Origin of the sequence: Teichococcus deserti, from assembly GCF_001982615.1 — a bacterium.
Classification (GTDB): Bacteria; Pseudomonadota; Alphaproteobacteria; order Acetobacterales; family Acetobacteraceae; genus Pseudoroseomonas; species Pseudoroseomonas deserti.
On record NZ_MLCO01000539.1, the window covers coordinates 1 to 1552 of the forward strand.

Genomic DNA, 1552 nt, shown 5'->3' on the forward strand with positions numbered 1-1552 from the left:
GCGTCCCCGGCGCGGACCGGCTGCGGCATCGCCGGGCGGGCGGCGGGCGCGCCGGGGACGCCGCGCGGCGCAGCGGCGGCCGGCGCCACCTGGGCGGTCGAGACCGCCTGCACCGGGGCGCCGCCGCCGACGGCAACCAGCTTCGGCCGCTCGGCCGCGCCGACCTCGGGCAGGGCGTCGATGCCGGTGGCGACCACCGAGACGCGCAGCCGGCCGTTCATGTCCTCGTCCACCGAGGAGCCGAAGATGATGTTGGCTTCCTCGTCGACCTCGCGGCGGATGCGATTCGCCGCCTCGTCCACCTCGAACAGCGTCATGTCATAGCCGCCGGTGATGTTGATCAGCACACCCTTGGCGCCGAGCATCGAGGTGTCCTCGAGCAGCGGGTTGTTGATCGCGGCCTCGGCGGCCTTGACGGCGCGGTCCTCGCCCTCGGCCTCGCCGGTGCCCATCATCGCCTTGCCCATCTCGGCCATGACGGTGCGGATGTCGGCGAAGTCGAGATTGACCAGGCCCGGATTGACCATCAGGTCGGTGACGCCGCGCACGCCCATGTGCAGCACGTCGTCGGCCATCTTGAAGGCCTCGGCGAAGGTGGTACGCTCGTTCGCCTTGCGGAACAGATTCTGGTTCGGGATGACGATCAGCGTGTCGACATAGGTCTGCAGCTCTTCGAGGCCCGCTTCCGCCGCGCGCTTGCGCTTGGGTCCCTCGAAGTCGAAGGGACGCGTCACCACGCCCACCGTCAGGATGCCACGCTCACGCGCCATGCGCGCGATCACCGGCGCCGCGCCCGTGCCCGTACCACCACCCATGCCCGCCGTGATGAAGACCATGTGCATGCCTTCGAGATGGCGCGCCAGGTCCTCGGTCGCCTCTTCCGCGGCGGCGCGGCCGATCTCCGGCTTGGCGCCGGCGCCGAGGCCTTGCGTCAGATGCGGGCCGAGCTGCACGCGGCGTTCGGCGCGGCTGTGGACCAGCGCCTGCGCGTCGGTGTTGGCCACCAGGAATTCGACGCCGTCGAGTCCCATGGCGATCATGTTGTTGACGGCATTGCAGCCGGCACCGCCGACGCCCACCACCGTGATTCGCGGACTGAAATCCGTGTGCTGCTGGCGCGGGATGGTCAGGTTCAGCGTCATGGCAGCGTTTCTCCTCGGGTAGCGGGCATGGGGTGTCGCGGGCGGGGCACAGTTTGCCTCAGACGCGATCGCGAAGCCAGTTGACGAAGCGGGCAAATCGACCGTTTACGCGATCTGCCCCCGGATCGATGTCGAGCAACGGGCGACCTTCGCCCGTTCCCCAGGCGACGAGCCCGAGCGTGGTCGCGAAATCGGGCCCCTGAGCGGATTCGGGCAGGCCGCGGATCGGCGCGGGACGTCCGAGCCGCACGGGTCTGTCCAGGATCTGCGCGGCGAGCTCGCGCAATCCGACGAGCTGGCTGGCGCCGCCGGTCAGCACGACTCGCGCGCCGGCGTCGCGGCCGAGCGCTGCCGCATCAAGGCGGTCGCGCACCAGCTCCAGCGTCTCCTCGATTCGCGGCCGGATGATG

Annotated in this window: 1 protein-coding gene and 1 pseudogene; both read right to left on the minus strand. The window is 70.4% G+C overall.

Going from position 1 to position 1552, the window contains the following annotated elements; translation table 11 throughout:
- Positions 1–1142 (minus strand): cell division protein FtsZ (ftsZ, locus tag BKE38_RS29865; protein ID WP_076960695.1); only part of this gene is annotated, 1142 nt, incomplete at its 3' end.
- 58 nt (positions 1143–1200) lie between these two features.
- A pseudogene (locus tag BKE38_RS29870) lies at positions 1201–1552 on the minus strand (cell division protein FtsA); the annotation flags it as partial.